This is a genomic window from Rhodococcus sp. USK13 (assembly GCF_018343855.1).
GTDB lineage: Bacteria > Actinomycetota > Actinomycetes > Mycobacteriales > Mycobacteriaceae > Rhodococcus_F > Rhodococcus_F oxybenzonivorans.
The window spans coordinates 4,122,249-4,138,870 of sequence record NZ_CP069242.1; the positions used below are offsets into that span (position 1 = coordinate 4,122,249).

General features: G+C 65.4%; 15 protein-coding genes. 5 read left to right on the forward strand and 10 right to left on the reverse strand.

From position 1 onward, the window contains the following. Positions 1 to 26 precede the first annotated feature (26 nt). Together JQT59_RS21515 and JQT59_RS21520 are read left to right on the forward strand one after the other, a co-directional pair. A complete protein-coding gene (locus JQT59_RS21515) occupies positions 27 to 1,196 on the forward strand; it encodes an acyl-CoA dehydrogenase family protein (protein WP_213571928.1) in 1,170 nt (389 codons plus the stop codon). Positions 1,197 to 1,251: 55 nt separating this feature from the next. Continuing rightward, on the forward strand, positions 1,252 to 2,448 hold the full coding sequence (locus JQT59_RS21520) for an acetyl-CoA C-acetyltransferase (RefSeq protein WP_213571929.1): 1,197 nt from the start codon (positions 1,252 to 1,254) through the stop codon (positions 2,446 to 2,448). On the opposite strand, the gene JQT59_RS21525 is transcribed toward JQT59_RS21520, so the two are convergent. Then, positions 2,445 to 3,881: an MFS transporter gene (locus JQT59_RS21525; RefSeq protein ID WP_213571930.1), complete on the reverse strand. Its 1,437-nt coding sequence runs from the start codon at positions 3,879 to 3,881 to the stop codon at positions 2,445 to 2,447. The genes JQT59_RS21520 and JQT59_RS21525 overlap by 4 nt on opposite strands. Beyond that, a complete protein-coding gene (locus JQT59_RS21530) occupies positions 3,865 to 4,293 on the reverse strand; it encodes a MarR family winged helix-turn-helix transcriptional regulator (protein WP_213571931.1) in 429 nt (142 codons plus the stop codon). Before JQT59_RS21530 ends, JQT59_RS21525 begins: the two co-directional genes overlap by 17 nt. Positions 4,294 to 4,352: 59 nt before the next feature. Between JQT59_RS21530 and JQT59_RS21535 the strand changes: the two genes are divergently transcribed. Next, entirely contained in the window at positions 4,353 to 4,574 is a 222-nt protein-coding gene (locus JQT59_RS21535; RefSeq protein WP_213571932.1) for a VapC50 family PIN domain-containing toxin, read from the forward strand. A 148-nt stretch (positions 4,575 to 4,722) separates the two neighbouring features. Here JQT59_RS21535 and JQT59_RS21540 read toward each other — a convergent pair whose 3' ends face one another. Then, positions 4,723 to 5,622 carry an SDR family oxidoreductase gene (locus tag JQT59_RS21540; RefSeq protein WP_249353715.1) on the reverse strand — a complete coding sequence of 300 codons (900 nt, stop codon included), beginning with the start codon at positions 5,620 to 5,622 and terminating at the stop codon, positions 4,723 to 4,725. A 241-nt stretch (positions 5,623 to 5,863) separates the two neighbouring features. Here JQT59_RS21540 and JQT59_RS21545 point away from each other — a divergent pair, with 241 nt between their 5' ends. Continuing rightward, complete coding sequence (locus JQT59_RS21545) at positions 5,864 to 7,162, forward strand: PucR family transcriptional regulator (protein ID WP_213571933.1); 1,299 nt, start codon at positions 5,864 to 5,866, stop codon at positions 7,160 to 7,162. A gap of 23 nt (positions 7,163 to 7,185) precedes the next feature. Here the strand turns inward: JQT59_RS21545 and JQT59_RS21550 are convergent, their stop codons facing one another. From JQT59_RS21550 to JQT59_RS21570, 5 genes are all read right to left on the reverse strand, one after another. Further along, positions 7,186 to 7,347: a hypothetical protein gene (locus JQT59_RS21550; protein ID WP_213571934.1), complete on the reverse strand. Its 162-nt coding sequence runs from the start codon at positions 7,345 to 7,347 to the stop codon at positions 7,186 to 7,188. Next, the gene (locus tag JQT59_RS21555) at positions 7,341 to 8,084 is read right to left on the reverse strand and encodes an enoyl-CoA hydratase-related protein (protein ID WP_213571935.1); all 744 of its coding nucleotides are present in this window, start codon (positions 8,082 to 8,084) and stop codon (positions 7,341 to 7,343) included. Before JQT59_RS21555 ends, JQT59_RS21550 begins: the two co-directional genes overlap by 7 nt. 37 nt (positions 8,085 to 8,121) lie before the next feature. Next, complete coding sequence (locus tag JQT59_RS21560; RefSeq protein WP_213571936.1) at positions 8,122 to 9,555, reverse strand: phytoene desaturase family protein; 1,434 nt, start codon at positions 9,553 to 9,555, stop codon at positions 8,122 to 8,124. Continuing rightward, complete coding sequence (locus JQT59_RS21565) at positions 9,552 to 11,417, reverse strand: DUF3556 domain-containing protein (protein WP_213571937.1); 1,866 nt, start codon at positions 11,415 to 11,417, stop codon at positions 9,552 to 9,554. Before JQT59_RS21565 ends, JQT59_RS21560 begins: the two co-directional genes overlap by 4 nt. A 97-nt stretch (positions 11,418 to 11,514) precedes the next feature. Continuing rightward, on the reverse strand, positions 11,515 to 12,993 hold the full coding sequence (locus JQT59_RS21570; protein ID WP_213577950.1) for a class I adenylate-forming enzyme family protein: 1,479 nt from the start codon (positions 12,991 to 12,993) through the stop codon (positions 11,515 to 11,517). A gap of 266 nt (positions 12,994 to 13,259) precedes the next feature. On the opposite strand from JQT59_RS21570, the gene JQT59_RS21575 reads away from it, so the two are divergent. Continuing rightward, the gene (locus tag JQT59_RS21575; protein ID WP_213571938.1) at positions 13,260 to 15,485 is read left to right on the forward strand and encodes a thiamine pyrophosphate-dependent enzyme; all 2,226 of its coding nucleotides are present in this window, start codon (positions 13,260 to 13,262) and stop codon (positions 15,483 to 15,485) included. Positions 15,486 to 15,586: 101 nt separating this feature from the next. Here the strand turns inward: JQT59_RS21575 and JQT59_RS21580 are convergent, their stop codons facing one another. Further along, the gene (locus JQT59_RS21580) at positions 15,587 to 16,189 is read right to left on the reverse strand and encodes a VOC family protein (protein ID WP_213571939.1); all 603 of its coding nucleotides are present in this window, start codon (positions 16,187 to 16,189) and stop codon (positions 15,587 to 15,589) included. Between the two features lies 1 nt (position 16,190). After that, the gene (locus JQT59_RS21585) at positions 16,191 to 16,610 is read right to left on the reverse strand and encodes a VOC family protein (protein WP_159922739.1); all 420 of its coding nucleotides are present in this window, start codon (positions 16,608 to 16,610) and stop codon (positions 16,191 to 16,193) included. Between the last annotated feature and the right edge of the window lie 12 nt (positions 16,611 to 16,622).

The following is a 16,622-nucleotide window of genomic DNA, read 5'->3' on the forward strand; positions in this document are numbered from 1 at the left end:
GTCGGGATTGCTGGATATTCACCTTCATGGCTGAACGCGAAGTGAGTGATGAAGACTTCAAGGACATTCTCGCGCAGACGAGAACATTCATTCAGAAGGAAGTAATTCCGAGAGAAAGTGAAATCGCGGACAAAGATGTGATCCCGGATGACGTTCGCCGTAAAGCGGCGGAGATGGGTCTGTTCGGGTACGCCATCCCGCAGCAGTGGGGCGGGCTCGGACTCGACCTCACACAGGACGTGGAACTGGCCATGGAGTTCGGGTACACGAGCCTGGCATTGCGGTCGATGTTCGGCACCAACAACGGGATCGCCGGTCAGGTGCTGGTGAACTTCGGTACGGACGAGCAGAAGTCGGAATGGCTCGAGCGGATCGCGTCGGGTGACGTGGTCGCGTCGTTCGCACTGACCGAAGCGGAGGCAGGGTCGAACCCGGCGGGCCTGACCACCCGCGCCGTCCTGACAGATGGCACGTGGACGATCAACGGCACCAAGCGGTTCATCACCAACGCACCGTTGGCCGATCTGTTCGTCGTGTTTGCCCGCACCCGTCCCGCCGACGAGACCGGCACCGGGATCGCGGTGTTCCTCGTTCCGGCCGACACCGCCGGTGTCGTGGTCGGTCCGAAAGACAAGAAGATGGGCCAGGAGGGTGCCTGGACGGCAGAGGTGGCATTCGACGACGTCACCGTCCCCGGATCCGCCCTGGTCGGCGGTAGTGAAGAGGCTGGCTACCGGGCCGCCATGACCTCCCTTGCCCGGGGCCGGGTGCACATCGCGGCCCTCGCCGTCGGCAGTGCACAGCGCGCGCTCGACGAGTCCGTGTCGTTCGCGGCGGTCACGAAGCAGGGAGGCACTCCGATCGGCGACTTCCAGCTGGTGCAGGCCATGCTCGCCGACCAGCAGGTGGGTGTGTCCGCGGGCCGCGCGCTGGTGCGGGAGGCGGCACAGAAGTACGTCAGCGGTGAGGACCGTCGTATCGCCCCGTCCGTGGCGAAGTTGTACTGCACGGAAATGGCCGGCAATGTCGCCGACCTCGCGGTGCAGGTCCATGGTGGTAGCGGATACATGAGAGGTGTTGCGGTCGAACGCATCTATCGGGACATCCGCTTGCTTCGCCTCTACGAGGGCACCAGCGAGATCCAGCGTCTGATCATCGGCGGCGGCCTCGTCCGCGAAGCCAAGAAAGCACTCTGAACCCGTACACAAGTGATCTGTGGGGCCCTGGTTCCCCGAGACAAGGAAAAGTCACATGCGAAGAGCAGCACTGGTCGCCCCGGTCCGCACCGCGGTCGGCCGTTTCGGCGGCGCACTGCGCGACGTCCCGGCAGAGACGTTGGCCGCCACCGTGATCAAGGAGACCGTGGCGCGGTCCGGGATCGACCCGATCCTCATCGAAGACGTGGTGATGGGCCAGTCGTACGCCAACTCCGAGGCCCCGTGCATCGGCCGGTGGGCCGCCCTCGAAGCAGGACTGCCGATTTCCGTCGCCGGACTGCAGACCGACCGCCGGTGCGGCACGGGCCTGCAGGCCCTCGTGACCGCGTCGATGATGGTGCAGACCGGCGCAGCCGACGTCGTGCTAGCGGGCGGTGTCGAGTCGATGAGCAATATCGAGCACTACACCACCGGGGCCCGCTGGGGGACCCGCGCCGGATCGCTGAACCTGTACGACCGCCTCGACCGCGGGCGGGAACGCTCCCAGCCGGAATGGCGGTTCGGGAAGATCAGCGGCATGATCGAGACCGCCGAGAACGTCGCAACACAGTGTGGAATCGGCCGTGAGGAGTCGGACGCGTTCGCCGCCGAAAGCCACGCCAAGGCCCACGCCGCCTGGGAGGCAGGCAAGTTCGACGATGAGGTGATCGAGGTCAAGATCACCGACCGCAAGGGCAATGTCTCTGTCGTGGCCCGCGACGAGGGTATCCGCCCGGAAACTACGCCCGAGACGCTGGCACGGCTGCGCAGCGCGCTCCCGGACGGTGTCGTCACCGCGGGCAACGCGAGCCAGCAGAACGACGCGGCGTCGTCGATGCTCGTCGTGGCCGAGGATCAACTCGACGAACTCGGGCTCGAGCCGATGGGTTTCCTCACCGGGTGGGCCGCCGCCGGGTGCGAACCTGCGCTGATGGGCCTCGGACCGGTCGCGGCCACGTCCAAGCTGTTTCGCAGGACCGGCGCGAGCTTCGACGACTTCACGCTGATCGAGCTGAACGAGGCATTCGCGTGCCAGGTGCTCGGCGTGCTGAAGGAATGGGGATTCGAGGACCGGGACCGACTGAACGTCAACGGGTCCGGGATCTCGCTCGGACACCCGATCGGCGCGACGGGAGCGCGAATGACGACCACCGCGCTGCATGAACTGCGGCGGCGCGGCGGCGGCAAGGCGCTCGTCACGATGTGCATCGGTGGCGGGCAGGGAATGGCTGCCATCGTCGAAGGGGTCTAAAGGCGACTGGAATGGCGCTCCGCCGGCTCCGATGTCGGAGTCGGCGGACGCGACATCACGTGATTGACGAGGAGTGCGGCGAAGACGACCGCGCACCCGATCGCACCTACGGCAAGGGCGAGTTTGATCCCGCCTTCGGTGGGAAGTAGGTCCGGTGCCAGGTTCGCGGCGAGCACCGCGCCCGCGAGGGCGCTGCCGAACGAGCCGCCGACGGTGCGCAGCACCTGGTTGAAGCTCACGGCGCTGCCGAGTTCGGTGTCGGCCACGCTGCGGGCGATCAGGGCCGGCATCGCCCCGTAGGTCATGCCCATCCCCAGTCCGAACCCGAACATACCGATCAGGATTTCCCACAACGCGTCGTGGGCGACCCAGAGAAGCGCGCTCGAGGCCGTCACGAGCCCGGCGCCGACGAGCAGGAGAGTCCTCATGCGTATCCGGTGCGAGAGGGCGCGCACGAGCCGGTTCGCGCCGAAACTTGCGACCGACAGGGGAAGCATCACGAATCCGGCCCAGAACAGGGGCAGCGCAATGCCGTATCCGGTGGAGGCGGGCGCCTGGGCGATGAGGCTGCCGATCGAGAGTCCGATGTACATCGCGGCGCCGAGGCCGATCGCGGTGCTGTTCGCGACCAGAACGTCACCGTTGCGGAGGACTCGGAGGTTGATCAGCGGGTGCGGGGTGCGCAGTTCGACGAGGGACCACGCTGTCAGCAGTGTGGCCGCACCGGCGAAGAATCCGATGGTCCATGGTGAGCCCCAGCCCCACCGGGAGCCTTCGCTGACGGCGACGAGTAGGGACGCGAGTCCGGTGCCGACCAGCAGAGCGCCCGGGACGTCGAGTGTGTTGCGTGGTGCCCGCTCGTCGGGGCCTGCTGGAACGACACGCCAGACGACGAGGATGGTGGTGATCAGGAATAGCGCCGCGAACCAGAAGGCGAAACGGAACCCGAGAAGGTCGGCGAGGATGCCGGTCAGGGGGTACCCGAGTCCCAGGCCAGTTGTGACCGTTACCGACAGGCTGGAGATGCCGAGCCGGGCCTGATTTTCGGGAAGATAGCGGCGGGCCAGAGCGATCGTCACCGGAACGATCCCGTAGGTGAGTCCCTGCAAGGCGCGCCCGACCAGGAAGACAGTGAAGTTGGGAGCCGCGGCCGCGACGATCGAACCGACGAGGATCGTGGTCAGGGAGAACAGGAGCAGGCGCTTCTTGTGGGGGCCGTCGCTCAGCCGTCCCATGATCGGTGTTGCGACCGCCCCGACCAGGAGGTTGACGGTGAGCATCCATTGGCCGGTGCTCACCTCGACGTGCATGTCGTGGGAGATGGTGGGCACCAGCAGCATGCCGAGTGAACTGACGACCGCGGTCGTCAGGGCGGCATACGCCAGGGCCGGCAGTAACCGGGCACGCGTTGTGGACTCAGTCGACGGGGGCATCGTCCACCAACTTGCGCAGAATCGGAACCATGGCGTCGAGGGTCTTTCTCTCCTCGACGGTCAGCCTTTCCGCGATGGCGTGTTCGAGCCACTCCAGGCCTTGTGACCGCTCTTGCGCCAGCCTCTCGTGACCGGCATCGGTGAGCTCGATCCAGATTCGGCGTCGATCCTGCTCGTCGGGGGTGCGCACGATCAGGCCGAGATTTTCGAGTTCGCGCACTGTCGTTGCGATTGCTTGGGGGCTGATCTTTTCGGCCGTGGCGAGTGTCGAGGCGGACGTTCGTCCGTACTTCGACAGATAGCTGAGCACACCTATCTTGCCGACGGAGATCGTTCTGCCGGTTGCGAGCTGCCGCCAAATTGGGCGCAGCGCTTCCCGCAGGACTTGCGCCGTGGCCTGTTCGGTGATCATGAGCAAAGCGTACAACCACATTGATCAATCTAGTTGACTAAATGGGGAGTCTCACATAGTTGGCTGCTCGCATCCAACTTCTCACGACTCAGCGGTGTATCGACGCCAAGCATTCGGACGAATTCGTGATGGATCTGTTCCACCTCGACGGGGTGCTGGTCCATCAGGCGGTAGCGCGACCGCCGCCGCCCCGGCGCAATCCACTCGGCACCCCGGCTGATGTCTGCGACTGTCTCGTGGCGGTGGGACTCCCCATTTCCGCGGCCGCGCTCGGCCGTTGAGCGGGCGAACGACCAGGCTAGCGGTGACGTGGGCGATCTGGTTCCGGCCCTCGAGGATTCGGGGTTGCGGTGCGGGTCCGTGTTCAGCGATGTCGCTGGTGAACGCGACCTCGATGTCGATCTCCTCGACCCGACGAAAGGGCCGATGTCACGCGAAACTACTGGTCCGCGGGCTGGCCGGGGAGGTGCGGTGGAACGGCTCCGAGCTATCGGAGATCCCGGGCTCGTCGACGAAGATGTCGATGGTCAGCGGAGCGTTTCCGCCATACTTCGTGAAGTCGGTGACACCGGCTTCGGTGAGCACTTCGACGTCGAGGACTGTGCGACCGTTGTCGGTGCCCGCGGGACGGCCGAGTAGTTCGATTGCAGCGTCGGCCATGATTTCGGGGGAGCGTGAGTGTCGCAGGCTGTCGGATCCGCCGAGTAGGTTCCCGACCGCTGCTGTCGCGATCATTGTCTGCGGCCACAGGCAGTTGCTGGAGAAGGACATATCCGCGTGTTCAGCCGCGATACCCAACGCGGCCAGCGTCATCCCATACTTGGCCAGCATGTAGCCCGGGTGGGCGCCCAGCCAGTATTTCGACATGTTGAGCGGCGGTGAGAGCGTCAGTACGTGTGGGTTCGAAGATTTCCGCAGGTACGGAAGACACGCCTGGGTCAGCGCGAAAGTGCCGCGCACGTTGACTTGTTGCATCAAATCGAACCGCTTCAGGGGCAGCGCCTCGGTCTTCGAGATGTCCAGCACGCTCGCATTGTTGACGACGATGTCGATGCCGCCGAAGTTGTCGCGGGCAGAATCGACGACTCGGGCGATATCGTCGGCGTTGCGGACGTCGCCCACCACCGGGACAGCGTGTCCACCCAACTCGGCCAGTTCCGCGACGGCGGTGTGAACCGTTCCGGGTAGTCGGGGGTCAGGGGTATCGGTCTTGGCGAGCAGGACGATGTTTCCGCCGCGGCTCGCGATCGCCCTTGCGATAGCAAGTCCGATGCCGCGACTTCCTCCGGACATGACGGCGGTTCTCCCGCGGAAGCGCTTGTCGTTCATCGTGATCCCTTCATGGTTGGGGCTGCGGCCGAGCGCCCTTCACGGTAGGGAAGTCCTGTGATGATGACCACGTCCGCGAAGAATCAAGAATGTGGCGCGGTTTGTTCTCATCGGACAAACTCGTGTCGAACGGGTGAGGGCCGTGACTCCCGGCTGGATAGAAAGGTGCAGGTGGGGACGTTGGTAATGGCTTTCGCGGCGAATCGTCATGCGTGGGAGGCAACTGCTCTATTGTCTTCGCATGGCTTCACACGACGAGCGCACCGCGCTGTTGGTCGCAAGAATAGCAAGCTCGCTCAACCGGCGGTTGGTGTCGCTGACGGCAGACATCACCGACGTGTTGTACACCGAAATTCCCGACTTGCGTGCCGATCGACAGTTGCTCGAACTGCTCGGGGCGAGTGTCGAAGGAAACCTCGACACCATCTTTCACACGCTGCAGCACAACATCGCGCCGGAAAATCTGGAGGCGCCGGCCGCGGCGATGGAGTACGCGAGACGTCTCGCTCAACAGGGGGTTCCGGTCAACGCGCTCGTACGCGCATATCGACTCGGACAGACCAATCTCCTCAAGCTGGTCTTCGACGAGTTGGGTGGGGAAACGGTTGAGCCGGAACTGGGCGTTCCGGTGCTCGAGCGCATCATCACCGTGATGTCCGTGTACATCGACAGGGTGTCGCAGCAGGTGGTCGCAGTCTACGAGCGTGAACGGGAACGGTGGTTGGCCCACCAGAGTAGCGTGCGTGCCGTCCGAGTTCAGGAAATATTGGCGGGCAACGAACAACCGGATGCAGGGGCCAGCGCTGCCCTCAACTACGTCCTGATTCAAAATCACCTGGCGGCGATCATTTGGGCCCCCGATGCCGGTGCAGGAGACATGCTGGCCAAGATCGAATCGGCTGCACACGACTTCTCCGGGTTCATGGGGGCAGTGACCGATCCACTGTTCGTGGCGGCGGACCGCGTCACTGGATGGGTATGGGTCCCCCTCGGTACCCGATCGGCTCCCCGGCGAGATTACATTGAGCTGCGCGAATTCCTTCACGACCGTCATTCGGAGCTAGTTGTGGCCGTCGGTGGAATAACCTCCGGACCAGAAGGATTCAGGCAGTCCCACGCGCGCGCCCAACGCGCACGAGCGCTTGCCATCGCTGCGGGAAAAAATGCCCCCGTCGCGATCGCATACGACGAACCAGGAGTGTCGACCGTCGCGATGCTCACCGAGGACCCCGCGGCTACCCGGACGTGGGTACAGAGCGTCTTGCGCGGCCTGGCGGCGGACAACGAGAACGCGGCCCGCCTGCGCGAGACCGTGCAGGTCTACCTCGCGAACAATCTCAGCAATGTTGCGGCCGCGAAAGTTCTCGACTTGCACTACAACTCAGTGAAGTATCGGGTGAAGCGCGCCGCGGAGGAGCGGGGGGAGGATTTCACTCGGGACCGCCTATCCGTCGAACTCGCCTTGCTCGTGTGCCAATGGTTGGGACCTGCTGTCCTGACACCGGATCAGGCGAAGGGTGGCCACGTGGGTGGGCTGTGATGCCAGGGGCAGGTGGTCCCGCTTCACTTCGAGGGCGTATCGACCTCCGGTTGCGTCCCGGTCGGCGGGTCTGTGCCTGTCCGCGGTGGGCGGTCGGAACTGCGCACGGCCTCGTCGAGAGTGATGTAGCCGTCGCAGGACAGTCCGGCTGCCGTGAGGAGCGCTGCGTAGAGACGTTTCAGCATGGTGTGTCGGTTCCTCTTCGTGAGTATCGTGGGCCGTGCGCATCGGCACCGCACGATCGCTGCAACCCGGGATCATCCTTGCCGGATCGGCGACGCAGAACTGCGGCGCCGATCCCGTCCGGGGTCTGACGTGTCGTTGCCAGTGCACGCGCCAATCGCATGGCCTCCGGCAATACTTCGTGTGGATGGACGATCCGGTCGATAATTCCGCAGCGCAGGGCGGTCTCCGGGTGGAGCGTGTCTCTGAAGGAAACCGACTCGAACCGAAGTCTGCCGCCAAGTGCACCGGAGCGGAAATTGCAGTCCTCGTATCTCCGCACTGCTCGGGGCCCGAGGGTGGCGTGGGAACTGACGATGGCGGCGTTACACGCCAGTACGAGATCGAGGCCTCCGCCCGAGGCCGAACCGTTCACGGCTGCAATCAGAGGTTTGTCGATCTCGTGGTGGACGAAGCCGGCAAAGCCCCATTCCGGGTGTCCGGGTGCGTCGATACTGTGCCCGGCGGTCAGTGCCACAACATCCGCGCCAGCACAGAAGGTGCCTCCCGCGCCTGTGATGATGCCGACTCGAAGGTCGGGAGAACGAGCCAGGGTTTCCATCGCCGCGCCGACCCCGGCGGAGACCTCCGCGTCGACGACGTTACGCAACTCGGGTCGATTGAGAGTGATGATTGCGACCGGACCACGTCGCTCCAGGAACGCCGCACCAGGGTGATCACTTCTCCCGAACTGCTCCAACCGTCTTATCCTTCCTGTTCAAGCGGCGTACCTGCGGCTACAGCACATCGTCACCGTGTCTGCGCAGATAACGCAGTGCGGATTGGGCGGCGTTGTATCCGCTCATTCCGTGGGCGCCGGCGCCCGGCGGCGTCGACGCGGAGCACAGATAGGTGCCCGGCACTCCGGTGCTGTAGGGGTCGAGGGCGATCCGTGGTCGCAGTACCACCTGAGTCTCGGTGTTGGCGCCGCCGATGATGTCGCCGCCGACGTAGTTCGGGTTCGACGCGGCCAACCGCACCGGCCCGCTGCTCACGGTGGCCACGACACGGTCGCGGAACCCGGGGGCGAACCGTTCGATCTGCGCGACCACTGCCTCGGTGGCGTCGCCCGAATAGCCGTGCGGAACATGCGCGTACGCGTACAGGGGATGCAGGTCGCCCTTCGACCGGCCGGGATCGGCGAGGTACTGCTGGCCGACGAGGACGAACGGGCGCGTCGGCATCCGGCCCGTCGCGACGTCACGTTCGGCGTCGGCGATCTCCGCGAACGTGCCACCCAGGTGGACGGTTCCGGCCAGTGCGCAGTCGGGGTTCGTCCAGGGAACGCCGCCTTCGATGGCGAAGTCGACCTTGAACGCTGCCGGGCCGTGGCGGTAGCGGCGGTAGGCCTTGGCGACCCGGGACGGCAGCCGGTCGCCGAGGATGTCGACTGCGGCGGACGGGGCAACGTCGAGCAGGACGACGTCCGCGGGCGGGAAATCGCGGACGCTGCGGACTCGGGTGCCCGTGGTGATCTTGCCTCCCCAATCGGTGAGCATCGCGGCGAGCGCGGTCGTGATGGACCGGGATCCGCCCTCGGCGACCGGCCAGCCGTAACGGTGGCCGGCGGCCACGATCATCAACCCGACCGCGGACGTGGCGGGGCGGTCGAGCCGGTAGTACGCGTGCGCGGCCACGCCCCCGAACAGTGCCCGGCCCTTCTCGGTGCGCCACCAGCGGGCGGTGGCGGTCGCGGGCAGCAATGCCCGGGGCCCGAAGCTCGCGAGCTTCAGGGGGTGTCGCGGGACGTTCGCGATCGGCCGCATCAGGTCGGTGGCGAGATCGTCGAATCCATCGGCGAGGCCCCCGAACATCCGCTGCCAGCGACGCCCGTCGGCCCCGAGGCCGGCGGCTGTCGCGTCGACGGAACGGTGCAGAAGCCCTGCTTGTCCGCTGTCGAGGGGATGCGCGCAGTCGACGTCGGCCCACTTCCAGCTCAGGCCGTAGCGTTCGAGGTCGAGCGTCTGCAGGTACGGCGACCCCGCTCCCATGGGGTGGAACGCGGAGCACTCGTCGTGCAGAAGCCCCGGAAGGGTGAGTTCGCTCGAACGGGTACCGCCGCCGATGGTGTCGGCCGACTCGAGGACCTGGACCTCGACCCCATGCCGGGCGAGGTGGACCGCGGCAGCGAGCCCGTTGGGCCCGCTGCCGACCACGACCGCTGTGCTCACTGCCGCACTCCGGTGCCTTCGTCACTCTGACGGGACGAATTAGCGTGCTTGCTGCGCATTCTCGGTTCCGACAAGGTTTCGGGATCCGTAAATTCCCGGTCGGCGTCGATATCCAACGTCCACTTCACGTCGAACGGGATAGGACCGTTCGGCAGCCAAGGCTGCTCGGCGATGGCGTCGGACACCTTGTAGGTTCCGCGTTCGATGACGCCGAGGGCGGCGTCGATCACCTTGTACTCTTGGACGCCCTTGTGGATGGGCTGCGATTCGATCCATGCGATCAGGAACTCGCCGGGCGCGAAGTTGCAGCGCCGCTGAATGGCCGCGATGAGGTGCTCGTTGTGGAGGTGTCCGTCACCGAAGTTGAAGGCCACCAGCGAGTTACAACTGAACTCGGCCTCGCGCAGCGAGTAGGTGTCGATGTCGTCGCCGAGATGGCGACTCATCAGTGACAGCAGGGCGCGGCCCTGGCTGTGCATCGACCGCCAGCCCAGCAGTTGGTGCATCACGACGTCGGCGACCTCGGGCGGGTACGTTTCGAGTAGCTGGGTCCGGGTGTTCTGGCTGGGGCGCTTGATGAACTGGTCGAGCTTGTCTTCCGCGCCCGGCGCGAACGCCCAGGTGGCCGAGGCCCAGTTGCCGGCGTACTGCCGCATCGAGGGCAGGAACGAGACGAGGTCGGGGCGCAGATTGCCGAGGATCGGGAAGAACACCAGCGCGGCGATGATCGCGGCGAGCAGTAGCGGTGAGGAGAAGTCACCCAGCCCGTAACCTGCGGCGTTGGGGAATCCGAGGAACAGGAAGACTGCCGCGTAGGCGAACAACAGGTTCCATTCGAGGGGCACTGCGAGCGGGAACGTCGACAGGATGAACAGGTGGAACGCGACCATCAGTGCAACAGCGAGCAGGGTAACGGTTCCATTTGTATTGAACAGCAACACCAGTGGCGTCACCACCTCGACGACGGTGCCCAGGACGTGGGCGACACCACCGGCGACGATGGACGGCCGCAGGTCGTTCGGGAAGCTGCGGTAATGGGCGCGCTTGATCGCCTTCGACGGCAACCAGGGAGTGTTGGACAGCATCGGGGGCACCACCATCGAGAAGTGGTGGCCCAGCTTCGACATGCCGGCGCCGACCCACACCGACACGATGAGCAGCTTGAGCGCGACGATCATGTCGACGAACGGAAGAACACCGAAGAAGACGACGGCCGGGAAATACTGCTCGCCGCGGGCGGCGATGAAGATGACCTTGTCGCGCAACCCGATCACGACGAGTAGTGCGATCAGAGGCAACAAGAGCGTGGGGTTCACCAGGCCGTGATTACCGGGCAGTGCCGCGTCGATGGACGGTGTGTGGACACCGGTGAGCACGAGCGCGAGGACGATATTGACCAAGATCGCGGCGTAGACGAGAACGTCGAAGACGGTGCGAGAGTCGCCGGCAGTCAGTGGCACCTTCCCCGGCCAGGGTGGGAGGCGGATGGTGCCCGGCCGGAGCCAGAACAGAGCGCCACCCATCATCGGCTTGAAGTGGCCGGCGAGTGGCCCCCAGGAACCGCCCAGGCCGATGGTCTCGATCAGCAGCGTCCACAGGATGAGCTTCTGGTACACGATCGGTGCGTTCCACCACGCGCCGATGTCGAGCACGTTGTAGCCGGAGGTGAATGTGGCGATGGACAGTCCGGCGCCGATGTAGAGGACCAGCAGTTTCAGAATGTAGATGGTGTGCACCATCTTCGGGGTGCCGAAGCCGTAGTCGACCCAGTGCGTCGACATGGCGCGGATGCGGTCGAAGAAGGGACGGTCGAGGAATGTTGCGGGGTCTACTTCGGGAAAGTTCCCGGTTGTGAATCCCATCGGAAGTCTCCTGGATAGGGCGGGCGGGGGTAGGGGTCATTGCCTCGGGTGTGGGCCGAGTTGCGACGGGTGCTGTGGTGGCGGTGAGAGCGGTTGCTCAGCCGCGAGCAGTGGTGGGCAGCCGGTGCCGGCTGCGCAGTCCGGGTTTGTCGATTTTGCCGACGGGGTTGCGGGGCAAGGCGTCGACGACGTGTATAGCGACGGGCAGTTTGACTTTCGTGAGCCGCTCACGGAGGTGGTCGGTGAGCTGTCCGTCGGTCACGGGGCTGTCGGGATAGGGGACCACGTAGGCGACGGGTACTTCGCCATATACCTCGTGAGGTGCGCCGACCACGGCTGCCTCGAGGACGCTGTCGTGGGTGGCGAGTGCGTTCTCGATCTCCTTGGGGTAGATGTTCTCGCCGCCCCGGATGATCATGTCCTTGATCCGGTCGACGAGGGTGAGGTAGCCGTCCTCGTCGAGTCGCCCGACGTCGCCCGTGTGGAGCCAGCCGTCGACAACGGTCCGGTGTGTCTCCTCGGGACGCCTCAGGTAGCCGTGCATCACGTTGGCGCCGCGGATGACGATCTCGCCGACGGCTCCCGGTGGGAGCAGAACGCCGGACTCGTCCATGATCGCGAGGGTCTGCCCGGGCAGTGCGGGCCCGACTGTGCCGAGTTTGCGGACGCCGCCGGGTGGGTTGCACGCCGACGCGCAGGTGCCCTCGGTGAGCCCGTATCCTTCGACGATCACCAGGCCGAAGCGCTGCTCGGCGCGGTCGAGCAATTCCTTGGAGATCGGCGCGGCTCCGCAGACCCCGAACCGTAACGACGACGTGTCGGTGACAACTTCATCGGGTTGGGAGACGAGTAGTGCGTAGATCGTCGGGACCGCGGAGAAATAGGTCGGCCGCAACCGGGCCACGTCGTCGAAGAACCGGGCCGGGGAAAACCGTCCGGTGACACTGAGTTGCCCTCCGGCCAGCATCGGCGCGAGGAAGCTGACGCAGATCGCGTTGACGTGGAACAACGGCAGGATGAGCAGGCAGTGGTCATCGCGGGTGAGCGAAAGATGCTCGGCCAGCGATGAACTCATGAACTGAAGGTTGTCGTGAGTGAGCATGACGCCCTTGGGTCGTCCCGTCGACCCCGACGTGTAGATCAGTAGCGCGACGTCGCTCCCCGTCGGGCGGAAGTCCGGGGCCGGCCCCGCAGGCAGGGATGCGTGCATCTCGTCGACCGCAATAGACGGACGACCGGCGCTCGGAGCGTCCGGTCCCTCGTTCACGACCAGCGCAGCGTCGGCGTCGGTGATCTGGTACTCCGCTTCGGCGGCGGTGAAGGTGGGGTTGACCGGTGTCGCGGCCGCACCCAGCCGCCACGCCGCCATGAGGACGACGAGCAGCTCCACCCGGTTCGGCAGCATCACTGCGACGACGTCACCCTCGCGGACCCCTCGTTCGCTCAGTTGCGCCGCGAACGCATCCACCCGATCGGCGAACTGCCGGTACGTGAGGTCGCTGTGGTCGTCGCGCAGGCACGGTGCGTCGCCGTGTGCGGTCGCGAGGTCCCAGGTGAAATAGCCGATGTCGGACACTGTTTCGATCCCCTTCGTTGCCGTGTGATTCACGACACTATGCGCGGGGGCGGTGCTCCGAAATATTCCGCGAGGCTCGAGTTCTCGCCAGGTTTTGTCCGCGGCGGACAAGACCACATCTGGGGCGAGGCACGATGCGTGTGCAACGCGGATCATCGGCAATGACGCGTGAAGGCACCCGTGAGATGCATACCCTGGTGAGGGGACACGCGTCCTGTTAGACCGCCCTGCGGACGAGGATGACCTGCCTATCAGGAGCCGGATACATGGCCGAACAGATCGATGACTACTTCACCACCACCATCGCCGAGATGGTAGGCGGAGTACGGGCGGGGGTACGTGATCGCGACGGAGCCGTGGAGGCGCAGTCGAGCCTTTCTGTGCAGGAGATTCTGGACTTGTTCGATTCGCAATTGGGCAGCCGTCATCTCGATCTCGCGGCGCGCTGGTTACGCTCGAAAGGTAAGGGCTTCTACACGATCGGCTCATCCGGGCACGAGGGAAACGCCGTCGTGGCCCGCGCCCTCCGTCTCACCGATCCGGCTTTGCTGCACTACCGCTCCGGTGCGTTCTTCCTCGAGCGCGCCCGGCAAGTGCAGGGCAGCGACCCGCTGCGCGATGTGCTTCTCGGCGTCGTCGCCGCCGCCGAGGAACCGATGTCGGGTGGCCGGCACAAGGTGTTCGGTCGCCACGACCTCAATATCATCCCCCAGACCTCGACGATCGCATCTCATCTGCCGCGTGCGGTCGGCGTTGCCTTCTCCCTCGCGCGCGCCGCCAAGCTACACGCCCCCTCACCCTGGCCTGACGATGCGATCGCAGTGTGCAGTTTCGGAGATGCCTCGGTCAACCACTCGACCGCGATCGGCGCCATCAACACCGCCGTCTACTCGGCGTTTCAGGGCCTTCCCATTCCGCTGCTGTTCGTCTGCGAGGACAACGGCATCGGGATCAGCACCAAGACCCCGGCAGGGTGGATCGGTGCCAACTTCGGAAACCGTGAAGGGCTCGAGTACTTCACCGTCGACGGATCGGATCTGCCGATGGCCTACGCCACCGCGCAGCATGCCGCCGACTGGGTCCGCAGGAACAGGCGCCCGGCGTTCCTGCATCTGCGCACGGTGAGACTGATGGGCCACGCCGGATCCGACGTCGAAGCCGCCTACCGCACCACCGGCGAGATCAGCGCAGACTTCGACCGAGATCCGGTGCTGTGCACTGCACAACTGCTGATCGAGCGCGGGCATCTCAGCCCGAACGAGGTGCTTGCGCTTTACGAGAAGAAGCGCGCAGAAGTCATCGGACTCGCACGGCACGTGAGCGAGCTACCCCAACTCGATAGTCCCGCCGCGGTGATGCGACCACTGAGGGAGGGCCTCGACGAAGCGATGGCGGCCGAACCGCAACGGACCCAAGGCGCTCGCCGCGCACACATCTTCGGCGGCCCGCTACCCGAAGAAGAGGGTCCACTGACCCTGGCCTCGTCGATCAACCGTGCCCTGCTCGACGTGCTCATCGAGTACCCGGAGTCGCTGATCTTCGGCGAGGACGTCGCCCGGAAGGGTGGCGTCTACGGGGTCACGCGCGGGCTGATGAAGAAAGTCGGGGCTGCCCGCGTCTTCGACACCCTCCTCGACGAACAGGCGATTCTCGGGCTCGCACTCGGCGCGGGAGTCTCCGGGCTGCTGCCGATCCCGGAGATCCAGTACCTCGCGTACCTGCACAACGCCGCCGACCAGATCCGCGGTGAAGGCGCGACCCTGCAATTCTTCTCCGATCGTCAATACCGCAACCCCATGGTGGTGCGTATCGCCGGTTACGGGTACCAGAAGGGATTCGGGGGGCACTTCCACAACGACAATGCCGTCGCAGCGTTGCGTGACATCCCCGGCATCGTCATCGCCTCCCCGGCCAGGCCCGACGACGCCGCGGCCATGATGCACACCTGTGTTGCAGCCGCCCACACCGCCGGTGCGGTGTGCGTGTACTTGGAACCGATTGCGCTGTACCACACCAGGGATTTGCACGAGGACGGCGACGAGCAGTGGCTCGCCCCCTACCCGGATCCACTGAAGGGCGTCGGGAATTCCGTACAGATCGGGCGGGCGCGCACCTATGGCAAGGGAACGGACCTGACCATCGTCACTTTCGGGAACGGGGTCCACATGAGCCTCCGAGTGGCGCGTCGCCTCGAACGAGCCGATATCTCGACCCGGGTGGTGGACATGCGGTGGCTCGCGCCGCTGCCGGTGCCGGACATCGTCCGCGAGGCAAACGCCACCGGCCGAGTCCTCGTCGTCGACGAAACCCGGGCAGCTGGTGGTGTGGGGGAGGGCGTCGTCATGGCATTGGTGGACCAAGGCTTCACCGGCCGCCTCGCCCGGGTTGCGAGCGAGAACAGCTTCATCCCCCTCGGCGACGCCGCACTCGAGGTCCTGCTGTCCGAAGACACGATCGAGGCCGCGGCGCTCGAAGTGGTGCGGGGGCGCTGACTCCCCGCACGGACGCGTCGGAGGGATCATCTTCTTTCACAGGCCCGCCATCGGTGGTGATGTGCCGCTGCGGCGGGTCCTGCCCTCGAAAGCGTGTCGACTCAGTCGGTTTCCCAGGAGAAACCGTCCGGATCGGTGAAGGCGCCGGCGTTGCTGCGGATGACGATTCGATGGGCGCCGGTGCCGTCGGGGGAGACGCCCGCGTCCTTGGCGAGGGCGCGGCGCCCGTAGAGCGCGAGCTTGACCTTCGGACCGGTGGCGAACTCGACGTACTTGCGTCCGAAGCTTCTCGTCACTTCCAGACCGTGGTCGAGGTAGAACTGCTTGCCGGCTTTGACATCTCCGACTCCGAGGAGCAGCACGAGGTCCTCGAAGTGCCGGGTGGCCGGTCCCTTGTTCTTCTTCGACGACGTCGCGACTTTCCACAGGGCGCCGTCGGGGCCCTGTACGACGCCGCCATACCCCCAGAGGCTCTTCTTGGCCGGTGAGATCGTGGCGCCGCCGTTGTCGAGGGCGGCCTGGATGTAGGCGTCGACGATGTTCGGCTGGGACACGACGAGTGAGAGAGTGAAACCGCGGAAGCCGGTGGTCGGTGCGTCCGCGTCCCGGGCAGTGATGTGGGCATCGACGCCGAGTGCGGTGTGGAAGGCCTTCGCGGCGGTGGGCTCGGGAGTGTCGAGGGTGAGACTATTGATGGTGATCATGTCAGCGCTCCTCCTTGATCTCGTTGATGCGGATGAGGTTTCCTGCGGGATCGCGGACGGCGCAGTCACGGATGCCGTACGGCTGGTCGATCGGCTCCTGGACGATTTCGGTGTCGCTCGCCGCGAGCTGGGCGAAGGTTGCGTCCAGGTCGGGGGTGGCCAATGTGAGGATGGCGTAGGTCCCCTTGGCCATCATCTCGGTGATGGTGCGGCGCTCCTCGTCGGTGATCCCGGGATCGGCCGCCGGTGGGTGCAGAACGAGGGAGGTACCGGGCTGGTCCGGGTGTCCCACGGTGATCCAGTGCATCCCGTTGTAACCCACGTCTTTGCGGACTTCGAACCCGAGGATGTCGCGGTAGAAGGCCAGCGAGGCCTCGTGGTCGGTGTGCGGAAGGAAGGCCGAGTGAATGGTGATGTTCATGTGAGTGACGTT